Below are 15,272 nucleotides of genomic sequence, written 5' to 3'. Positions count from 1 at the left end.
AAGCCGGCGGCCATTCAGACCTTCAGCGCCACGCAAGGGGTTCGCAAAGTGCTTTTAGATTTTCGATCGGTGTTCGAGGAGGGATTTCGCAGCCGGCGCAGACCATGAAGGGAAGCCCGGCCTCGTCTCGGCAGCTCTGAATGCCAATGCGAATCGCCGCGGGGTTGCCACGAAGAATGGCCTCAGCGGGGTCCAGATTGCCGGCGATCACCACGCGCGGCCCCACTGCTGCCCGCACGGCGGAGAGGCTCACCATGTGATCCACATCCAAGATGTCGACGCCCAGGTCAGCGATTCCAGGTAGCAGATGGGAGATATCGCCACAAATGTGCAGGCGAACACGACCGCCTGCTGCCTGGATTGCTCGCACCAGCTTTTTTTCTCGCGGCTGGACAAGCGACTCGTAGAGGTCGGGCGATAACTGGCTTACGATGGCGTCGCCAATCCCAATGGTATCGGCGCCAGCCTGAAGCTGTGCTTTCGCAAATGCAATAGCCACCTCAAGGCACCGGTCCATTAGCTCGGCCGCATACACCGGGTCATCCATCAGGTCGTAAAGAAAGTTGATCGTATCACGCAGATCGGCGGCCTCGGCGGCGGGGCCTTCCACCCACCCGAGTATGGAGTAGCGATCCGAGGCAAGCTGGCGGTACAAGCGGCAGGCATCCACTCTGTCGCGCATTCGTTCCGACAGGTGGGGGTCCGGTCGCGCGAGACGGTCGAGCGAACGATCCTCGGCCAAGGGATGGGTGCAACGGGGAACGCCATCCGTGACATATTCCACAACGCCGCCGAACCCCTGTGTTTCCCGATATGGGTCGGAAATGCAACTGACCTGATCGAAATCAAAGGCCTCTGCGCAGGCGAGATTCGAGCGAACGAGTACCTCGTGGTTGGACGCGAACTCTGCGTAATTCGATCCAATGAACTCCGCCGCGAACTGCATGAGGATGGGAATCCGGGGCACAAAGTCCGGTTGCTGGCCTTCCAGGACCGCAAAATATCTTTCACGCCCTGTCATCATCTGGGCACCTCCGCCAGCGGGGAAGTTACCTAATCTTGGTGTCAGAGGCCAGCCGAAGCTCCGCAAGGAGCAGCCGTCGACCTCCAGCGCGCTCAACGGCACCGCATCGCTGAGTCCGGGCTGGCTGAAAACTCTTCGTGATTCGTCGGGGCCAGAAGTAATGGGGCTCAAACTGACGCACCTTCGGACGCGGATGCCCCTGAGAAATCGGGCCCTGGCGCGTCCCAGCCTGCGCCCTCAGCTCGGATACTGGGCGAAACTGAACGGGCACTGGGTTCCACTTTCGGTGGGCGAACGATCCACAGACTGTCGGCGCTCGCGTAATGCGGCACGCCGTTAGGCCAACGGCTGTGAAGGCTTAGCCGGACAATTGCGTCGCATAATATATGTTATGTCCAGTATTGACGGTTTCACAACCCCACATCTTGTTGTGAGCCCTTATCCACAGGCGGGCGGACGACCGTTGCACAACGCGATCGATCCGCTATCACGCGGTAGCCTGTGAAAAGAAGGGACTACGCCCTAGACAGATGCCATGGCGAAGGATCGCGCCTGTACGCTTTCGAATCCCAGGCAGACTCAGCCTCGGGGTCGGAGTATCTGCTCGTAGAGTCCCAGGTAACGACGCGCAGGCTCGCTCCATCCGTGATCTTCCCGCATTACCCTTTGCATTAGCGTGTGCCAGGAGCGTTCCTGTCTCCACAGCGCGATCGCGTGTCGAAGCGCACTCAGGAGAGCGCCGGCGCTATATTCGGTGAAAACGATACCGTTACCTTCCGCGCCGTCCGCCGAAAGGCCGCGAATCGTGTCTTTGAGGCCCCCCACACTGTGAACGACGGGGATGGTGCCATACCGCAATGCGTAAAGCTGGCTCAAGCCGCATGGCTCATTCCGCGACGGCATCAGAAACAAATCAGCGCCCGCCTGAATACGGTGCGCCAGTCCCTCGTCATATCCGACCCGCACCGCAACGCGGTCGGGCCACTGTCTTGCCCACCCGATTGCCGCCTGTTGGTGAGCCGCCGTGCCCTTTCCTAACACGACCAACTTCAGAGGCAACTGCACAATGTCAGCCATGGCGCTCTCGAGGAGGTCAAACCCCTTCTCATCCACCATCCGTGACACCATACCTACAACGGGCATTGTTGGCTCCAGGGGAAGACCCACCTCAGAAAGCAGAGCAGATCGACAGACCTGCTTTCCGGCGAGATTTTCCGCTGTGAACGTCTGCGCAATGTGCGGATCCGTCCCAGGGTTCCAGATCTCATTGTCGACCCCGTTCAGAATGCCTAAAAAACGATTGCCCAGCGAGCGAAGTACCCCATCCAATCCGAACCCGTGCTCCGGAGTACGAATCTCATCGGCGTAGCTCGGACTGACCGTGGTTGAGACATCGCTCGATGTCAGACCGGCTTTCAGACAGTTGATGTTGCCAAAAAACTCGACACCCTCGATCGAAAAGCAGCTAAAAGGAAGGTTCGTCAGTCCAAACTCTGAGCCCGGGTAGATTCCCTGATATCGGAGATTATGGACGGTAAAGACCGTCCGCTCCCGGCCCGAACGGCCCAGACCGAATATGCCGTGCCGCAGATACAGCGGAATGAGTCCGCAAGTCCAGTCATGGCCGTGTACGATGTCCGAAGCGTACTCCGCCAAATCCAATAGAGCGGCGACCGCCTTCTGGAAGAACACAAATCGCTCGAAGTTGTCCGTGTACTCCCGCTCGGGCAACGCGTAAATTTCGCGCCGGTCAAAGTATTCGTCACGCCGCACGAAAAGCGTCGTTACCTCGCCGTCGTGGCGCCAGATTTCCGCGGTGTGTACACGGTATCCCACCGGCACCCGCAGACGAGTGCCCGTATCGCTCAAATCATGTTCGCCCTCCCACACGCAGCGATGCAGGGGCATGATCCGAACCACGTCGACGCCGGCACGCCGCAACGCTCGCGGCAGCGACCTCATGACCTCGCCGAGGCCACCGGTCGAAGCGAACGGCGCGATTTCGCTGCTGGCCATCAGAACTTTCACGCGATCTTCCCCGTCTGGCGGCCCGTGGCGCACAACGATTTGGCATGCTAACCTGCAAGGCCGAATGGATCAGTGGATACCATCCCTTGAACAGGCGTTCAAACGCTTTGTGCAGTCCGCGGAGTACCGTCCCATGACGGCGCGCGAGATCGGCAGCCGGATGGGACTGTCGCCGGACATGCGGGCCGCGCTCCGCGCACTGCTGCGTCAGATGGAACGCGATGGCCAGATAGTGCGACTTCGCGGTCAGCGCTGGGCACGTCCCCAAAACTTGGACCAATGCGTTGGCCTACTACAAGTCAACCGTCGGGGCGACGCGAACGTGGTCGACGAGCTGCGGCCGGACCGGATTGTGCGAATCCCACCGGAGGCGCTGTCCGGGGCAGTTCATGGAGACCGAGTGCTCGTCCAGGTGCGGCCGAAGGGAGCCCTGCTCGCCTCGCGGGAGGGCGGGCGCCGATTCGTCCGGCCCACGCTGGTTGGACGCATCGTGCGGGTTGTCGAGCGTTCCCGGCCAGTGACCACGGGGGTTCTCCGCAAAGGACCGCACTACTGGTATGCGGTGCCGCTCGACCCTCGATTCCCGACTAACGTCTGGATTGCAAACTGGGAGCAGCGTCTGCACGAACCTCCCGCTGAGGGCGCAGTGGTGGCCATCGAGCTGGAGCCGTGGCGTGCGGGCGACACGCGGTGCCGGGGCCGGATCACGGAAGTGCTCGGCCCGAAGGCCGATCTGGGGGTTCGGTTGCGAGCGCTGATCCGCGACGCCGGCTTTCCCGAACGTCACTCCGGGGAGGCGATTCGCGAGGGGCGGCGCCATCTGAGGAGTTCTTCCTTCTCCTTCGACGGCCGACGAGACCATCGGGACTGGCCCGCAGTGACGATCGACCCTCCGGATGCCCGTGATTTTGACGACGCCGTGTCGATCCGCCGACTTGACGCGCATCACTGGGAAGTCGGAGTGCATATTGCAGATGTCTCCAGCTACGTCGCGCCGGATTCGGCGATGGACCGCGAAGCCCGAGAGCGAGGTACCAGCGTGTACTTGCCAGGCCGCGCGCTGACGATGCTACCGCCAGAGCTGACGACCGAAGTATGCAGTCTGTCCCCCGAAACCGACCGGCCCTGTCTCACCGTGCGCGCGGTGCTCGATGACCAGGCGCATTTGCTCAGTGCCGACATCTATCCCTCGGTGATTCGATCGCGAGCGCGACTGGACTACGAATCGGTTCAGGCGTGGTTGGTGGACGAGCGGGCGGATGCGGTGCCCGGCCACATTCGTCAACTGCTTTGCGAGCTAGAACAGGTCGCAGCGGCGCTGCGACGCCGCCGGGCGGCGGCGGGGGCATTGCTGTTCACGCTTCCCGAAGTGTGGTGCCAGACCGATGACGCCGGCCGCGCGCTTGCCTTCCACCGACGGGAAGCACATCTCGCTTATGCTCTGATTGAGGAGCTGATGCTGCTGGCCAACATGGTGGTCGCGAGACGTCTCGCCTCCGCGCGGGTACCGGCGATCTACCGCATACACGCACCACCCGATGTCGAACAATGGGAACGGATGGAAGCTGCGCTGCTGGAGCTCGGCGTGCGAATGCCCTCAGCGGATCGACAGGGCGCCATCGCGGTACTCCGTGCAGTGGAAGGCACCGTGCGCGAATATCCCGTCGCGATGACGGTGCTGCGTCACCTCAAGCGGGCGGAGTACTCCACGCGGTGTGGCGTGCACTTCGGCCTTGCCGCGCGACCGTACACCCACTTCACCTCCCCCATTCGCCGATATCCCGATCTTGTAGTGCACCGCATCGTGCGAGCCCTCGCCTCCGGCGAGCCGCCGCCGCACTCACATTCGGCCACCGCCGAGATCGCGCGTCACGCGACTCGACAAGAACAGTTGGCGGAAGAAGTGGAGCGCGACAGCCTCGAGCTCCTGCGCCTGGATTACTACCAGCGATGTCTGCAGCGCGGCGAAACTGGACCCTGGCCGGCGGTGGTCGTTCAGCAGCTTTCCACGGGATGGATCGTCGAGCTTACGGACACCCTGCAGAGCGCACTCATCCGAGAAGAAGTCACAGGTCGGGCACTCCACCCCGGCATGCGGTTGGACGTGGAATTGCTCCGCGTGGACGAGCGCCGCCGCCTACTCGAGGTACGCCCTGCTGCTGCCGCCCCCCTCCGTCCGCGGCAGGGTCAGCGGATCAGATAAACCAGCTTCTGGGGCTGCCGGTTGCGTTCGATATCCAAAACAATCGCATTCAGGTTCTCTTTAAGAAACTCCGCGATGAAAAATTCCGCACGCGACTGACTGGTCATGGGCATCGAGTTCACCGCACGCACTACGTCGCCCTGCTGCAGTCCGACCGCACGAAGAAACTCTTCCTCCCCGAGAATGTTCAGCTCGTAGCCCGTGATGTGGCCATCGGGCCCTTCGCGCACCGGCCGAAACGATTCGTACAGCCGCGCGACCCGCACTGGATCGTCACGCAGCTCGCGGTAGTACTCCAAAACGGCCTCCCGCTCGATCAACCAGCGGTCCGGTTGCACCTTTCGGCCAAACCGGCTCACCTCGAGGGGAGCTGCGGAGGCGGCGGCCGCGATCACTCCACCCGGTTCGGAAGGCGGAGCCACATTTCCGGCAAAACGCATGCTCAGCGTATAGACCTGGCCCGCGATCTCGACTGTGGCGCGATTCCAGTCGATGCGCAGTACACGCAAATCGCCGGAGGTCTCCTGTTCTGCCAAGACCAGCTGCCGTTTTTCCTCCGTATCGTCAATAATCGCGCGCCCGTAACGGACCGTCCCGTCGTCGGTCCGCAGTAAAAGGGTGCCCGCCAACCGGTACCGTGCCGGCGCCCGGGTCTCGTCTGCACCTGAACCCGGAGGACCGCCAGCGCGCGCTCGCAAAGGCAGCCAGTCCGCCGGCGCAATTACCGGCGCGGCTGGCCAGCGGATACTGTCCGCCACCGGTTCGGTCGTCGGCGGCCCAGCATATTGCCCGGATCCTCGGGAGATGCCCGCGGCGCGGTCGAGCGGTCGGAGCGCGAGAACACAGGCCAGCGTCGCCATCGCGAGAGCCCCAGCCCCCGCTGCGTCAACTGGCCCACCCCCCACCCCCCCGCGTTTGACCACAGACCACACAAATCCACGTCCGCCGATGGCCGGCTGAAGCCGTAAGCCGGATTCTGTTTCGACGGCCATTTATCTCAGCGGCCAACCCGGAACCGCGCCCTTTCGGGCTTGAGACGGGCCGCCTCCAGTTCCCTATTTGGCCTTGCTCCGGACGGGGTTTGCCCAGCACCCGGCGTTGAACCGGGCCGGTGGTCTCTTACACCACCTTTTCACCCTTACCCCGCCACTCTGCGGGGCGGTTTGTTTTCTGTGGCACTATCCGTCCCTTCCGATCTCGCAGAAGGTCTCCCGCCTTTCAGCGGGACGTCCTGCCCTGTGGAGTCCGGACTTTCCTCCCGCGACCACCTGCGACGGTGCGCGAGCGGCCGTCCGCTCCAGCCGGCCATCAGCTTTCCTGAGGAGAATATAGCATGCGCCCGCAAAAGTCGCACGCTACGATCTGGTCACTCCGGCGAACATTGTGGATCGTCTGCGGCGGCAACCGCATGTGACAGCCGGCGCACGTCCCATGGTCAACCGGCACGATCGCCAGATCGCCGACGTGCCGCCGGATGCGCTCGTATTGCAGCACCCGCGAGGGCTCCAGGTCCGCCGCCGCCTCCGCACGCTCCCGCTCGAGCCGTTCAGCCTCCGCCGCCAGCGCGATTCCCTTCCCGTCCAGTTCTTCGCATTCTCTGGCTACACGCCGGGCTTCGTCATCGAGGTCCCGTCGTGTTGAGGCCAGCGCCTGCTGGTATTGCTCAGTGCGCTCCATGCGCTCCAACGCCTCGTCTTCCATCCGGCGAATCGAGGCCCGGATCGCTTCAATCTCGTGGAGGAGCGTCCGGTATGCTTCATTGCTCTTTACCTCAAACTGCTGTTGCAATTGGCGGTTCAGTGTTGCGCGGAGGGACTCGATCTCCTTTTCCAGATTTCGGACCGCGAGCGCTTCCTCCTTCCACGCCGCTTCCGCACGCCGGAACGCCTCCTCTCGGTCCTGCAGACGCAGGCGGAGGCGGTCCTTCCGAGCCGGAAGATCCGCCAGATCGCTTCGGATCTGAGACAGACGGCGGTCAAACTCCTGAAGACGCAGCAGCCGCTGAATCAAACTTTTCGTGACCGCCGCTGGGGTCTGCTCGGACATCCCAACCAGCCTAAATGCCGGCTTAGCCCGCGTCAAACTCCGCCTGTCCGCGACGCGGGTGGACAACGACGCTTTGGCTCCCATGAAGAGAATCGCTCGCGCATGCTTCGCTTTCAGTGCTCCCCTTCTGCATCTGTCAACAGCCCCTGTCGCCGCAGCTCTTCCCACGTTAGCGAAGGGAACGCCACCCCTCGCTCCACAAATCGCCGCACAAACTTGCCGAGGACGTCCACTTCGATGTTGACCAGATCGCCGACCTGGTAGAGGCCGAAACAAGTCACCTCGTACGTGTGGGGAATGATGTGCACCGCGATCGACGTGTCGGTGAGCTCGGCAATGGTCAGGCTCACGCCGTCCACTGCGACCGATCCCTTGAACACCATACCATCCATCAGTTCGGGCGCACACGCGATTTCAAATCGCCAGTCGCGGCCCACTGGTTCGATCGAGCCGACACGGCCAACGCCATCAACATGGCCGGTCACGATGTGACCGCCCAGCGGATCTCCCCACCGGAGAGCTCGTTCGATGTTGACCCGGCCCTGCGCGGTATCAACGGCGAGGTTGGTCCGACGGCACGTCTCCGCCAGAACATCAAAGCCCAAGAGAGTTCCGTCCACCGTTTTCACGGTGAGACAGACCCCCGAGATCGCCACGCTTTCACCGATCTCGACGGGACGATCCCACTCGCCTGCGTCTACCACGATCCGTCCCCACGCCGAATCCAGCTTTCGTTCCACGATCCGACCGCGCCGCTGTACGATGCCGGTGAACATGACTGTCTCCGTCAAGTTGGTCGCCGGAGCCTCACCCAACAGTCGCGGCCCCAAACGCCGTGCGCGATGAGATCGTAACGGGGACAGCTGCGCAATGGCCAGCCGACATTCCCAAGGGCCGGAATGCCGCCGGCACCAAGTGCGCAAGGGGCATAAATCAGGAGCAGCTCGTCCACGAGTCCATCCTTGACCAGTGCGCCCGCGAGAGTGGATCCCCCCTCGCACAGCACGCGCAAAACGCCACGGCGTCCCAGTGCTGCAAACACCTCCCGCAGATCCAGCCGCCCGTTCGTGGGATCGACGCGCACCCGTTCCACACTCGCTCCTCCGCGTGTCAGAGCCCGACACCGGGCAGCGTCACAGTTCTCCCCCACCATGACCACCGTTTGTCTGGCTGCCGCATCGTTGAGGAGCGTCGCGTCGCGCGGCGTCCGAGCGGTGGTGTCCAAAACGACCCGCCACGGAGCGCGCCCCAGAGCCGGGCGCGGCAGCAGACGGGGATCATCCGCAAGCACGGTGCCGACCCCGACCAGAATCGCGTCTGCTCGTCGTCGTTCCGCTTGAACCCACCGACGGCTCTCGCGTGAGCTGATCCATCGCGAACGGCCGTTGGCATCGGCAAGACGACCGTCGAACGACATCGCCAGCTTCAGCGTCACCCACGGACGGCCCGTCGTGATCCACTTCGCGAAGCCTGCAATGAGCTCCCTCGCGGTCGCTCGTTCCGGCCCGACGGTAACCTGCACGCCACGCTGGCGCAGCAGCCGCAATCCCCGCCCACGGTGCCTCGGGTTCGGATCCGCGCAGGCCGCAACCACTCGGCTGACGCCGGCAGCGAGGATCGCATCGGTACATGGCGGAGTCCGTCCCCACGTGCTACAGGGTTCCAGCGTGACAAACAACGTTGCGCCGCGCGCCCGGGGTCCTGCCTTCGCCAGCGCGATCCGTTCCGCGTGCGGCCCACCGGCGAGCCGATGCCACCCCTCGCCAACGACCCGTTCATCTCGAACCACGACCGCGCCGACGGGCGGATTCGGTCGGGTCAGTCCCTCGCCGCGCACCGCAAGCGCGAGCGCATGACGCATCCAGAAACGGTCCCGCTCCGTCGTCTCAGTCGCCATTACGAAGTCCCAGCAAGCCCAGCACAAATTGGCGACGGTCAAAGACGGCCAGGTCATCCTCGCCTTCGCCGAGACCGGCAAAGAGCACAGGGATCCCCAGTTCGTCTCCCAGCGAGAACACGAAGCCCGCTTTCGCAGAGCCGTCGAGCTTTGTGATGACCACTCCGGTAAGGGGCACGGCGGTGCGGAATGCGGACGCTTGAGAGAGCGCATTTCGGCCGAGCGATGCATCCAGCACCAACCAACAATCGTCCGGCGCCCCCTCGCGAGCCTTCCCGATGCTGCGGACGAGTTTCTGTAGTTCCTGCATCAGCGGCAGACGGGTGTGCATGCGACCTGCCGTGTCAACGATCAGCTCGTCCACTTCCCGCCTCACCGCTGCAGTGACTGCGTCGAACGCGACAGCGGCCGGATCCGCACCTGTCGCACCAGCCACGATCTCACAGCCGAGGCGGTCCGCCCAAAGCTGCAGCTGCGCACTCCCCGCTGCCCGGAACGTGTCCGCCGCGCACAACAACGGGCGCCCGCCAGAGCGGAGAACCCGCCGGGCGAGCTTTGCGCATGTGGTCGTTTTACCGGATCCGTTCGTGCCGACCAGCACCCGCACACGGGGGCGGATCGCCGGCCGCACCGCCGGTGGTTCCGGCAGCAGCATCGTCAGGTGCTCCGCGAGCGCAGCCGGTGAGGCACCGCCGTTGCGGTGAGCGCCGAGATGTTTGAGCACGTCCGCAACAACAGCGGGTGCTACGTCGGCGGTGTACAGCGCCTCTTCAATTTTTGCGGTGGGCCACAACTCGGCCGCAGGTGCCTTGTGCGCGCCCAGCCCTACTGCGCGCAAAACTGCGTCCCGAGTCCGCGCCAGCGCCGACCACCAGCTTGTCGCCATCGCCCTGCTACCCCTTCAGCACCCTTCTGCGCCGCCTGCTAGAACGGCCGGCCATCGGCTCCCGAACCGGTCGAGACAGCTCTTTCACCGCGCGGTCAAGCACTCCATTCACGAAGCGCGGAGAGTCCGGGTCGCCGAACTCCTTGGCCAGATCGATCGCTTCATTCAACGACACGACGGGCGGAATGTCCGGCCGGTGAAGCATCTCGTATAGGGCGAGGCGCAGAATGTTGCGGTCCACCGCCGCCAACCGCGACAGCTCCCAGTTCACCAGGTAGCCCCGAAGCCGCTCGTCGAGCGAGGGACGCATCTGCTCCACGCCGCGAATCAGCGATTCGGCAAATTCACGGAGCTTCGGCCGAACCGGTCGCGCGCCCCAGAACTCCCGCAGCGCTTCGTCCAGATCTTCAACATTGAAGTCGCGCTGGAACAGGAACTGCAGCGCGAGTATCCGTCCTTCGTGCCGTCGGCTCATGGACGGCCCGCCCGAAGCCGCTCGAACAGTCGAGCCATCTCGACCGCGACCCGCGCTGCGTAGCTTCCGCGATTGTCTGGCCCGGGCGCGCAGCGCGCACGCGCCTGTTCTTCGCTGAGCACGGGCACCACTGCGTCCACAATGGGCAAGCGATGCCGCTGGGACAGCTCGCTCAGCCGCAGCGCAACCGTGCGGTTGATGAGCGAAGCGTGCGGAGTCTCGCCTTGAATCACACAGCCGAGCGCGATGATCGCCTCCACCGGATGATGTTGAGCGAGCTCTGCCGCCGCCGACGGGATTTCAAAGGCACCGGGCACCTCGACGACGGTGATGTCGCCGGCGCGAACGCCCAGACGCCCCAGTTCCCGCACTGCGGAGCGGAGAAGTTCCGCGGTGTAACGCGCGTTGTAGCGGCTGACCACCACGCCGATGCGCACCCCCGCCCCACTCAGTCTTCCCGCGATCCGGCGAACGCCGGCCGGCAATTTCGGCGCCCCACGGCTGCTCGTCCATGTGCGATCTGCGCGTTGCATCCCTTCCCTCACAGCCAGTGACCGAGCTTACGCTTCTTCGTCTCCAAATATCGGACATTGTGCTCAACCGGCGGAATCACGAGCGGCACGCGTTCGATGACTACGATGCCGTATTTCTGCAGGCCGGCCACCTTCAAGGGATTGTTCGTCAGCAATCGAACCTGCTCAACGCCCAGATCGCGGAGGATCTGCGCCGCGGCGGAATAATCGCGCATGTCCGGCTCAAACCCGAGCCGCTGATTGGCCTCGACAGTGTCAAGACCGGTTTCCTGGAGCGCGTACGCATGGATCTTGTGCTCGAGGCCGATGCCCCGCCCTTCCTGTCGCAAATACACCACCGCGCCGCGCTGCTCGGCTGCGATCCGACGCATGGCGCGGTCGAGCTGGCTGCCGCAGTCGCAACGCAGTGAGCCGAACACATCGCCGGTGAGACACTCGCTGTGCACCCGCACCAGCGGTGGCGGGCTGCCAGCAACTTCACCCATGCACAATGCCAGATGCAACTCGCCATCCGGCAGCGAACGATACATATGCAGCTGAAATACCCCCATCTCGGTCGGCAATCTCACCGTCTGCTCCAGTCGAATCAGCCGCTCGGTTCTGCGGCGATACGCCACCAGATCGCCGATGCTGATCAGCTGCAGGTGGTGCCGCCGCGCAAATTCCTCCAGCTGGGGCCGCCGCGCCATCTCGCCATCGGGGCCGACGATCTCGCATATCACTCCAGCCGGCGTCAGGCCGGCCAGCCGCGCCAGATCCACCGCCGCCTCCGTATGGCCGGGTCGCTCCAACACGCCGCCCGGTGCGGCCTCCAGCGGAAACATGTGACCGGGTCGCACCAGATCATCGGCCCGAGAATCGGGCGCGATGAGCACCTGGATGGTGCGGGCGCGATCAAAGGCGCTGATGCCAGTGGTCACGCCCTCGCGCGCATCCACGCTCTCCATGAACGCGGTGCGATACCGATCTTCCGACCCGCTCGGCGCCATTCGCGACAACCCCAACCGCCGCAGACGGTCCCGCGTCATCGCAATGCAGATCAGACCGCCGCCCTCGCGGATCATGAACTGGATCGCGGCCGGCGTCGCATGTTCTGCTGCCACCACGAGGTCGCCCTCGTTTTCGCGCCGCTCATCGTCCACCACCACGAGCATCTCCCCGCGCGCATACGCGGCAATCGCCTCGCGAATTCGCTGTAGTGCGGAGTCTTCGGCTGTCGCATCGTTCCGCATCGCGGCCCTCGATTCTGTGCGAATCTTCAGGGCCGGCGCGGCGGCGCCGTCGCGATCTTCTCCCATCCAGACTCTACTGTCGGCTGCGGATATCCGGGCCGTGTCCCAGACGACCACATCAATCCCCTGCAGGGGACTCGCGGGCTCTCACCGCCGGTCAGGAATTGCATCGTGGCAGCCGCCGCGACGCTCACCTTGCCCTGAAGATCGCAGCTGAGACTACACCACGGCGCCACGTCGCTCAAGCATCTGCCGGCAACCGACGCACCCGGCGGCCTCGCCAGCGCGGCCATGATGCTCTAGGATCAGATCGGCGGATGTCGACCGCGTATTTTCTGGCTCCCGTAGCTCAGCAGGACAGAGCATCGGATTTCTAATCCGACGGTCGCAGGTTCGAATCCTGCCGGGAGCGCCACGCTCCGGCCGGACAACGTCAGCGCCTCTCCCGACTCCGTCACCGCATGCGGTCCGGCAGTGGCGTGAACAGCTCGCCGCGTTCACTTCAGCAGCGAACGCACAAACTCCACACAGTGGCGCACATCCTCCTCAACCCGCTCACTGAGATTCTCGTACTCGATCACTACGTAGCCGCGGTAGCCCAGCGCCCTCAGCTCGGCGATAACTTCCCGAATGCGCCCAATGCCCTCTCCAAAGCGGACATCGCGCGCTTTCGGCTCCGCCGCGACGACATCCTTCAGATGTACCGATCGAATGCGGTTTTTCATGCGCCGAATCGCGGCGACGGGGTCAAGGCCAGACCGTACCAAATGGCCCGTATCCACGCAAAGCCCCATCCGGTGATCCCTGCCCTCGAGTAGTGTCATCAGGTACTCCGGATCCCAGTTGCGGTACTCCGGACGATTGGGATCGCGTGGATGGTTGTGGAAGCACACTGCAAGGTCATACTCTTTCGCGAGTCGTTCGAAAACGTCCAGCAGGCCGGGCGGGGGCTCGCCGGTGAGTCCCTCCAGTCCAAGCCGCTTCGCCAGCTCGAAAAGTGATCGGACGCCTGCCTCGGCGCTGCTCGGATCACGGAACGCCGCGTTGTTGAAATACGCGTTGGAGGCCCGCAGTTCGTTGGCCCGCAACACGCGAAGTAGCTCCTCCGCCCTCTCCGGCGGCAACCGGTGGTCGAGCACAAGGGACGGGGCATCCCCGCCAAATTTTTGCCAAAGGAAGAACTCGATCGCGTCCGCTCCCACCGCGCGGGTCTTTGGGATCGCTTCCAGCGCGGTCGCGTTCCGGAACGAATAAGCGGCCACCGCGACGCGGATCGGAGGTTCATCCGCGGAAACGCTGAGCACCAGCACCATTGCGGACAGAACTGCGCGCGTGTTGCTCTTCATTCAGCACCTCCCCGCACTTGGGCGGCCTCGCGGTCCCACCGTCGGCCATCCAGCCGCTGGATCGCCACATGGACAATCCGACTGCCGCAAAGCGCACGATCGCGGCACACTGTCGCGAACATTGCGCGCACCGCCGGAGCTTCAGCCGATCCGCGGCTCTAATACCGATAGTGGTCCGGCTTGAAGGGGCCGTCCACCGGAACACCAAGATAACGCGCCTGCCGCGGCGTCAGACGGTCGATTTCGGCGCCCAAATGGGCCAGATGCAAGCGCGCCACCTCCTCGTCCAGCTTCTTCGGCAGGCAGTACACGCCCACTGGATACTTGCCGGGGTTCGTGTACAGCTCCATCTGTGCGAGCACCTGGTTCGTAAAGCTGTTCGACATCACAAAGCTCGGATGGCCGGTCGCACAGCCCAGGTTCACCAGCCGGCCTTCGGCCAGCAGCAAAATGCACTTACCGTCCGGGAACGTGATCTTGTGGACCTGCGGTTTGATCTCTTCCCACTTGTACTTCCGCAGTGCGTCCACCTGAATTTCACTGTCAAAGTGACCGATGTTGCAGACGATCGCCTGATGTTTCATCCGGCGCATGTGCTTTTCGGTGATGACGTCGCAGCAGCCCGTCGCGGTGACAAAGATGTCGCCGATCTCGCAGGCGCGATCCATCGGCATCACCTCGTAACCCTCCATCGCGGCCTGCAGCGCACAGATGGGGTCAATCTCGGTGACGATCACGCGCGCGCACTGGCCCCGGAGGCTCTGGGCTGATCCCTTGCCCACATCGCCGTATCCCGCGACCACCGCAACTTTGCCGGAGATCATGACGTCGGTCGCCCGCATGATGCCGTCCACCAGGGAGTGGCGGCAGCCGTAAATGTTGTCGAACTTCGACTTCGTCACGGAGTCGTTCACATTGAAGGCGGGAAACAGCAGGCGCCCCTCCTGATGCATGCGGTAAAGCCGCCGGACACCTGTCGTGGTCTCTTCGGTCACACCTCGGATCTCCCGCACGATCCGGTGAAACCGGCCGGGGTCACGCTTGAGTGAAAGCTTCAGGCGCTCCTTCAACGCCCGCTCTTCTTCGTTCTCGTAGGGGCCATCGAGCACGGACGGGTCTTCCTCGGCCTGGTAACCAAGATGCACGAAAAGGGTCGCGTCACCGCCATCATCGAGAATCATGTTCGGCCCACGGCCGTCGCCCCAGTCGAGCGCCCGGTCGGTGAACTCCCAGTACTCACGCAAGCTCTCGCCCTTGTACGCGAACACCGGCGTGCCCGCCGCCGCGAGCGCCGCGGCGGCGTGATCCTGGGTCGAGAAAATGTTGCAGCTGGCCCACCGCACTTTCGCGCCCAACTGCTGCAACGTTTCAATCAGCATCGCCGTCTGAATCGTCATGTGCAGCGAGCCCGTGATGCGGGCGCCCCGCAGTGGCTTCGAGGGACCGTACTTGCGGCGTATCGTCATCAGGCCGGGCATCTCGTGTTCGGCGAGCTTCATCTCCCGCCGGCCGAAATCCGCCAGCGACAGATCCGCGACGCGATAGTCGCCTTTGTGCGTCGAGCGTTTACGCGTCATAGGTGATGGCTCCTAGCTGCTCAAA

The 15,272-nt window shown here is 63.7% G+C and carries 14 protein-coding genes, 1 tRNA gene, 1 other RNA gene and 1 riboswitch; of the genes, 2 read left to right on the top strand and 14 right to left on the bottom strand.

The annotated features are described in order from the left end of the window. Window positions 1-22 precede the first annotated feature (22 nt). Together N2652_00770 and glgA are read right to left on the bottom strand one after the other, a co-directional pair. The gene (locus N2652_00770; protein ID MCX7817743.1) at window positions 23-1,024 is read right to left on the bottom strand and encodes a uroporphyrinogen decarboxylase family protein; all 1,002 of its coding nucleotides are present in this window, start codon (window positions 1,022-1,024) and stop codon (window positions 23-25) included. Window positions 1,025-1,603: 579 nt separating this feature from the next. Further along, window positions 1,604-3,040 carry a glycogen synthase GlgA gene (glgA, locus tag N2652_00765; GenBank protein ID MCX7817742.1) on the bottom strand — a complete coding sequence of 479 codons (1,437 nt, stop codon included), beginning with the start codon at window positions 3,038-3,040 and terminating at the stop codon, window positions 1,604-1,606. Window positions 3,041-3,116: 76 nt separating this feature from the next. On the opposite strand from glgA, the gene N2652_00760 reads away from it, so the two are divergent. Further along, complete coding sequence (locus N2652_00760) at window positions 3,117-5,255, top strand: RNB domain-containing ribonuclease (protein ID MCX7817741.1); 2,139 nt, start codon at window positions 3,117-3,119, stop codon at window positions 5,253-5,255. Here the strand turns inward: N2652_00760 and N2652_00755 are convergent. From N2652_00755 to N2652_00715, 9 genes are all read right to left on the bottom strand, one after another. Then, on the bottom strand, window positions 5,240-6,013 hold the full coding sequence (locus N2652_00755) for a hypothetical protein (protein MCX7817740.1): 774 nt from the start codon (window positions 6,011-6,013) through the stop codon (window positions 5,240-5,242). The genes N2652_00760 and N2652_00755 overlap by 16 nt on opposite strands. Window positions 6,014-6,204: 191 nt before the next feature. Continuing rightward, window positions 6,205-6,559: RNase P RNA component class A (gene rnpB / locus N2652_00750), an RNA gene on the bottom strand. Between the two features lie 4 nt (window positions 6,560-6,563). Beyond that, complete coding sequence (locus N2652_00745) at window positions 6,564-7,301, bottom strand: C4-type zinc ribbon domain-containing protein (protein ID MCX7817739.1); 738 nt, start codon at window positions 7,299-7,301, stop codon at window positions 6,564-6,566. Window positions 7,302-7,414: 113 nt separating this feature from the next. Then, window positions 7,415-8,092: a riboflavin synthase gene (locus tag N2652_00740; GenBank protein MCX7817738.1), complete on the bottom strand. Its 678-nt coding sequence runs from the start codon at window positions 8,090-8,092 to the stop codon at window positions 7,415-7,417. Continuing rightward, entirely contained in the window at window positions 8,089-9,198 is a 1,110-nt protein-coding gene (gene ribD / locus N2652_00735; GenBank protein MCX7817737.1) for a bifunctional diaminohydroxyphosphoribosylaminopyrimidine deaminase/5-amino-6-(5-phosphoribosylamino)uracil reductase RibD, read from the bottom strand. The genes N2652_00740 and ribD overlap by 4 nt, the downstream gene beginning before the upstream one ends. Beyond that, complete coding sequence (locus N2652_00730; GenBank protein ID MCX7817736.1) at window positions 9,188-10,084, bottom strand: signal recognition particle-docking protein FtsY; 897 nt, start codon at window positions 10,082-10,084, stop codon at window positions 9,188-9,190. The genes ribD and N2652_00730 overlap by 11 nt, the downstream gene beginning before the upstream one ends. A gap of 7 nt (window positions 10,085-10,091) precedes the next feature. Next, a complete protein-coding gene (nusB, locus tag N2652_00725) occupies window positions 10,092-10,559 on the bottom strand; it encodes a transcription antitermination factor NusB (GenBank protein MCX7817735.1) in 468 nt (155 codons plus the stop codon). Continuing rightward, window positions 10,556-11,092 (bottom strand): 6,7-dimethyl-8-ribityllumazine synthase, encoded by a 537-nt coding sequence (ribH, locus tag N2652_00720; protein MCX7817734.1) that lies wholly within the window; start codon window positions 11,090-11,092, stop codon window positions 10,556-10,558. The genes nusB and ribH overlap by 4 nt, the downstream gene beginning before the upstream one ends. 8 nt (window positions 11,093-11,100) lie before the next feature. Next, window positions 11,101-12,324 (bottom strand): bifunctional 3,4-dihydroxy-2-butanone-4-phosphate synthase/GTP cyclohydrolase II, encoded by a 1,224-nt coding sequence (locus N2652_00715; GenBank protein MCX7817733.1) that lies wholly within the window; start codon window positions 12,322-12,324, stop codon window positions 11,101-11,103. A gap of 50 nt (window positions 12,325-12,374) precedes the next feature. Further along, window positions 12,375-12,536: riboswitch (FMN riboswitch) on the bottom strand. 126 nt (window positions 12,537-12,662) lie between these two features. Here N2652_00715 and N2652_00710 point away from each other — a divergent pair. Further along, window positions 12,663-12,739: transfer RNA gene (locus N2652_00710), tRNA-Arg, on the top strand. An 82-nt stretch (window positions 12,740-12,821) separates the two neighbouring features. Here the strand turns inward: N2652_00710 and N2652_00705 are convergent. The 3 genes from N2652_00705 to ahcY are packed head-to-tail and all read right to left on the bottom strand — an operon-like array spanning window position 12,822 to window position 15,247. Then, on the bottom strand, window positions 12,822-13,670 hold the full coding sequence (locus N2652_00705; protein MCX7817732.1) for a sugar phosphate isomerase/epimerase: 849 nt from the start codon (window positions 13,668-13,670) through the stop codon (window positions 12,822-12,824). Next, window positions 13,667-13,792 (bottom strand): hypothetical protein, encoded by a 126-nt coding sequence (locus tag N2652_00700; GenBank protein MCX7817731.1) that lies wholly within the window; start codon window positions 13,790-13,792, stop codon window positions 13,667-13,669. Before N2652_00700 ends, N2652_00705 begins: the two co-directional genes overlap by 4 nt. 36 nt (window positions 13,793-13,828) lie before the next feature. Then, entirely contained in the window at window positions 13,829-15,247 is a 1,419-nt protein-coding gene (gene ahcY, locus N2652_00695; protein MCX7817730.1) for an adenosylhomocysteinase, read from the bottom strand. Window positions 15,248-15,272: the final 25 nt, after the last annotated feature.

The sequence above is a fragment of the Kiritimatiellia bacterium genome (assembly GCA_026417735.1).
GTDB lineage: Bacteria > Verrucomicrobiota > Kiritimatiellia > PWTM01 > PWTM01 > CAACVY01.
Note: the sequence above shows the minus strand (reverse complement) of the source record. Positions and strands in the feature narration are given on the sequence as shown.

Coding starts and splice junctions, on each gene's coding strand:
- N2652_00705 (MCX7817732.1), bottom strand. CDS start 13,670: ATGAAGAGCAACACGCGCGCAGTTCTGTCCGCAATGGTGCTGGTGCTC.
- glgA (MCX7817742.1), bottom strand. CDS start 3,040: ATGGCCAGCAGCGAAATCGCGCCGTTCGCTTCGACCGGTGGCCTCGGC.
- ahcY (MCX7817730.1), bottom strand. CDS start 15,247: ATGACGCGTAAACGCTCGACGCACAAAGGCGACTATCGCGTCGCGGAT.
- nusB (MCX7817735.1), bottom strand. CDS start 10,559: ATGAGCCGACGGCACGAAGGACGGATACTCGCGCTGCAGTTCCTGTTC.
- N2652_00700 (MCX7817731.1), bottom strand. CDS start 13,792: ATGTTCGCGACAGTGTGCCGCGATCGTGCGCTTTGCGGCAGTCGGATT.
- N2652_00730 (MCX7817736.1), bottom strand. CDS start 10,084: ATGGCGACAAGCTGGTGGTCGGCGCTGGCGCGGACTCGGGACGCAGTT.
- N2652_00715 (MCX7817733.1), bottom strand. CDS start 12,324: ATGCGGAACGATGCGACAGCCGAAGACTCCGCACTACAGCGAATTCGC.
- ribH (MCX7817734.1), bottom strand. CDS start 11,092: ATGCAACGCGCAGATCGCACATGGACGAGCAGCCGTGGGGCGCCGAAA.
- N2652_00745 (MCX7817739.1), bottom strand. CDS start 7,301: ATGTCCGAGCAGACCCCAGCGGCGGTCACGAAAAGTTTGATTCAGCGG.
- ribD (MCX7817737.1), bottom strand. CDS start 9,198: ATGGCGACTGAGACGACGGAGCGGGACCGTTTCTGGATGCGTCATGCG.
- N2652_00770 (MCX7817743.1), bottom strand. CDS start 1,024: ATGATGACAGGGCGTGAAAGATATTTTGCGGTCCTGGAAGGCCAGCAA.
- N2652_00760 (MCX7817741.1), top strand. CDS start 3,117: ATGGATCAGTGGATACCATCCCTTGAACAGGCGTTCAAACGCTTTGTG.